This window comes from Mesorhizobium sp. M7A.F.Ca.CA.002.05.1.1 (assembly GCF_003998335.1).
In the GTDB taxonomy this organism is placed as follows: domain Bacteria; phylum Pseudomonadota; class Alphaproteobacteria; order Rhizobiales; family Rhizobiaceae; genus Mesorhizobium.
Genome location: NZ_RZQI01000527.1, coordinates 1 through 4,261 on the forward strand (window position 1 = coordinate 1; position 4,261 = coordinate 4,261).

Genomic DNA, 4,261 nt, shown 5'->3' on the forward strand with positions numbered 1-4,261 from the left:
GCATTGGCCTGTCCGGGCAGATGCATGGCGCCACGCTGCTCGACGCCGCCGACAAGGGGCTGCGTCCCTGCATCCTGTGGAACGACACGCGCAGCCATGCCGAGGCGGCTGCGCTCGATGCCGATCCGCGCTTCCGCGCTCTGACCGGCAACATCGTCTTTCCCGGTTTCACCGCGCCGAAACTTGCCTGGGTGAAAAACAACGAACCCGCTCTCTTCGCCAAGGTCGCAAAAGTGCTGCTGCCCAAGGATTTCCTGCGGCTCTGGCTTTCGGGCGAACACATTTCGGAGATGTCGGATTCTGCCGGTACCTCCTGGCTCGATGTCGGCAACCGGCGCTGGAGTACGGACCTGCTCGCAGCGACGTCGCTCGACGAGGAGCAGATGCCGTCGCTGGTCGAGGGTACGCACAAGGCAGGCGCACTGCGCAGTGAATTGGCCTCGAAATGGGGCGTCCAGGCCATTCCAATCGCCGGCGGCGCCGGCGACAATGCGGCCTCGGCCTGCGGCATGGGCACGGTCGGCGCCGGCCACGCTTTCGTCTCGCTCGGCACATCGGGCGTGCTGTTTGCCGCCAACGCTTCCTACCTGCCCAACCCGGCTAGCGCGGTTCACACCTTCTGCCACGCCCTGCCGAACACCTGGCACCAGATGGGGGTCATCCTGTCGGCGACGGATTCGCTCAACTGGCTGTCCGAAATCACCGGGAAGAGCGCCGGCGAATTGACCACTGAGCTCGGCGACACATTGAAGGCGCCGAGCGGCGTGTCCTTCCTGCCTTATCTCTCGGGCGAGCGCACACCCTACAATGATGCCGCCATTCGCGGCGCGTTCACCGGGCTGGCGCATGAATCGAGCCGTCCCGTGCTGACCCAGGCCGTGCTGGAGGGTGTAGCCTTTGCCTTCCGCGACAGCCTCGAAGCCCTGGCCACGGCCGGCACGAGTTTGACGCGGGTGACGGCGATCGGCGGCGGCTCGCGCTCGCACTACTGGTTGAAGGCGATTGCCACCGCGCTTCAACTGCCTGTCGACATTCCCGCCGACGGCGATTTCGGCGCCGCCTTTGGCGCCGCGCGGCTCGGCCTGATCGCGGCGACGGGTGCCGATCCGCTTGAAATCTGTACGGCACCGAGGACGGATGCGACGATCGAACCGGACGCGGCGCTTGGCGGCGTCTATGCCGATGCCTATCAGCGCTACCGGGAGCTGTACCCGGCGATCAGGGCTGTAACCGCGTGATTCAGTGCGAGGCGCCCCCCTCTGCCCTGCCGGGCATCTCCCCCTCTAGGGGGGAGATCGGCAGCGTTGACGGCTTTACTCGTCTTGCAAGGTTGATAATTAGCGATGGCGGGAAAGACAGCCAATCTCCCCCCTTGAGGGGGAGATGGCCGGCAGGCCAGAGGGGGGCGCTTCGCACCCGCCTCGCCCAGAAGTCCTCACTGCGCAGGCACCTTGTCGAGAAAGCCGGTGACGCTCTTCAGGCGGCCGTTCTCAATGATTCCGATGTCGGTACCTTCGATCACCGATGGCGTCCCCTCAGGCCCGAGATTCCACGAGAAGCGGATCTTGTCGGCAAAACCGTCCGGCGTGCCCTTCAGCGAGAACCGGAAGCCGGCAAAGCGCTGCTGCACGCCGTCGATCAGAGCCGCGACGCCTTCATGGCCGTCGCCCTGCATGAGCGGATCACGATAGCTGACGTCTTCCGTGAAGGTCGCCTTGAGCAATTCGGTCCGGCGGACGGCATCGCTTTCGTTCCAGGCGGTGATGTAGTTTTCAGCGATCTTGGTGAGGTCGGTCATGGTCTGTCTCCTTCATTGACGGTTTTGACATGACCCTTTTCAACCGGCGCTGGCCTGAAACCAATTACGCCTGAGGTAATGGCGGCAGAACTTTGTGAGAGGACAGAAATCATGAGCAGCGGATTTTTCGGCGACATCAAGAAAATCAAATATGAAGGGCCGGATTCGACCAATCCGCTGGCCTATAGGTTCTACAATCCCGACGAGCTCGTCGCCGGCAAACGGCTGGAAGACCATCTGCGCTTCGCCGTCGCCTACTGGCACTCCTTTGCCTGGCCGGGCGGCGATCCGTTCGGCGGCCAGACCTTCGACCGGCCGTGGTTCCCCAAGGCAGGTGGCACCGACACGATGGAACTGGCAAAGCTGAAAGCGGACGTCGCCTTCGAGATGTTCTCGCTGCTCGGCGCGCCCTATTTCTGCTTCCACGACGCCGATGTGCGGCCGGAAGGCAAGGATTTTTCCGAAAGTGCCGCGCGCCTCGACGAGATCGCCGATTACTTCGCGGGGAAGATGAAGCAGACCGGCGTCAAGCTGCTTTGGGGCACCGCCAATCTGTTCTCCAATCGCCGCTTCATGTCGGGGGCGGCCACCAATCCCGATCCGGATGTCTTTGCCTACGCGGCGGCGACGGTAAAAAGCTGCATCGACGTCACCAAGCGGCTGAAGGGCGAAAACTACGTGCTGTGGGGCGGGCGCGAAGGCTATGAGACGCTGCTCAACACCGACCTCGCGCGCGAGCAGGAACAGGCCGGCCGGTTCCTCAGCATGGTCGTCGACTACAAGCACAAAATCGGCTTCAAGGGCGCGATCCTGATCGAGCCGAAGCCGCAGGAGCCGACCAAGCATCAGTACGATTACGATGTCGCCACGGTCTACGGCTTCCTCAAGCGCTTCGGGCTGGAGAAGGAGGTCAAGGTCAATATCGAGCAGGGCCACGCCATCCTGGCCGGCCATTCCTTCGAGCACGAACTGGCTCTGGCCAATGCGCTCGGCATTTTCGGTTCGATCGATATGAACCGCAACGACTATCAGTCGGGATGGGACACCGACCAGTTCCCCAACAACGTGCCGGAAATGGCGCTGGCCTACTACCAGGTCCTGCAGGCCGGCGGCTTCAAGACCGGCGGCACCAATTTCGACGCCAAGCTGCGCCGCCAGTCGCTCGATCCGCAGGACCTGCTGATCGGCCATATCGGCGGCATGGACTCTTGCGCACGTGGCCTGAAAGCCGCGGCCCGCATGGTCGAGGACAAGGCGCTATCGGCGCCGCTGGCCGAACGTTATGCCGGCTGGAACACGGCCGAGGGCAAGGCGATGCTCGCCGGCAAGCGCACGCTTGAGGATATCGCCGAGCGTGTCGTCAAGAAGAGGATCGAGCCGCAGCCGAGGTCCGGCCGCCAGGAACTGCTGGAAAATATCGTCAACCGCTACGTGTAAGGCGCGCGCCGCTCCATCTCTGGACCGACATCCGGCACCACTGGCTGAAAGCCGCCGCCATCGCTATCTGCTAGTCAGCCCACTTCGCGAGAGGCTGCCGAGGATCGCACAGATCTTCGGCAGCCAGCGTGAGATCAAGATGCCACGCGTGTCGCCGAAAGAGAGCCCGTGCGGCAGCCTTTATTTTTATGCATGTCGTCATCCCAAAACCGCTGGCACTTTTGGGCGACATGCATTGGCGGGAGACGGAAAATGGCAGAGGATCGAATCATCGTGCGCCCGGCGCAGGCGAGCGATATTCCGGCGTTGAAGCAGGTGCTGCAGGAAACGTTCGAAGGCACATGGCTGCCGAACATCACCGAAGCAGCGGCGCGGCGCTATGTCGAGACGGATATTGGCGGGCGCTATGTCGACCGGAGCTGGCCTGAGTTCGCCGTTGCCGAGATCGATGGCGAGGTCGCCGGCCTGATCTATTGGCGCGCCGATTTCATCGAGGCCCTGCACGTCATGGCATCCCGTCAAGGCCAAGGTGTCGGCCGCCAGCTGCTCTCCCATGCCGAACAGGCAATCGGCACCGCCGGGTTGGCGCAGGCGCGGCTGGAAACCGACACGTTCAACCTGCCGGCACAAGCCCTCTACAAGGCGGTCGGCTATGTCGAGAAAAACCGCTATCCAGACGACGAATGGGACAGTGGCTTCACCACGGTGCTGTTCGAAAAGCGGCTGTAGATCTCTCCTTGATCTGACCTGCCGGGACGCAGGAACAGCTTTGCGCATGGCCCGGTCCCGCGACACGGTTTTGCCCTTCGACGCCCTTCAATGACCTCGCTCTTGCCTTCAAACTGCCGTCACGTTTCTCATATAAGAGTGGCTCGTGGCGGGAGAGGAAGAAGGAGGCGAACCGATATGCAGAACGAACGTGAAATCGACGCCCTGCTCTCGCCTGGCGAGGCCGGATCGATCATCGACCGGCTGATGGCGATGCCGCATCCGAAGGATGGTACGCGCCGCTCAAACGAATGGGAC

The 4,261-nt window shown here is 62.8% G+C and carries 4 protein-coding genes; 3 read left to right on the forward strand and 1 reads right to left on the reverse strand.

Annotation, left to right across the window (positions count from 1 at the left end; genetic code table 11):
• The coding region (gene xylB, locus EN939_RS23120; protein ID WP_127269934.1) for a xylulokinase at positions 1-1,238 on the forward strand (1,238 nt) is incomplete at its 5' end.
• A 197-nt stretch (positions 1,239-1,435) separates the two neighbouring features.
• Here xylB and EN939_RS23130 read toward each other — a convergent pair.
• On the reverse strand, positions 1,436-1,798 hold the full coding sequence (locus tag EN939_RS23130; RefSeq protein WP_127269938.1) for a nuclear transport factor 2 family protein: 363 nt from the start codon (positions 1,796-1,798) through the stop codon (positions 1,436-1,438).
• 111 nt (positions 1,799-1,909) lie between these two features.
• Between EN939_RS23130 and xylA the strand changes: the two genes are divergently transcribed.
• Both xylA and EN939_RS23140 read left to right on the forward strand, forming a co-directional pair.
• The gene (gene xylA, locus EN939_RS23135) at positions 1,910-3,235 is read left to right on the forward strand and encodes a xylose isomerase (protein WP_127269940.1); all 1,326 of its coding nucleotides are present in this window, start codon (positions 1,910-1,912) and stop codon (positions 3,233-3,235) included.
• A 252-nt stretch (positions 3,236-3,487) separates the two neighbouring features.
• A complete protein-coding gene (locus EN939_RS23140) occupies positions 3,488-3,964 on the forward strand; it encodes a GNAT family N-acetyltransferase (RefSeq protein WP_127269942.1) in 477 nt (158 codons plus the stop codon).
• Positions 3,965-4,261 lie beyond the last annotated feature (297 nt).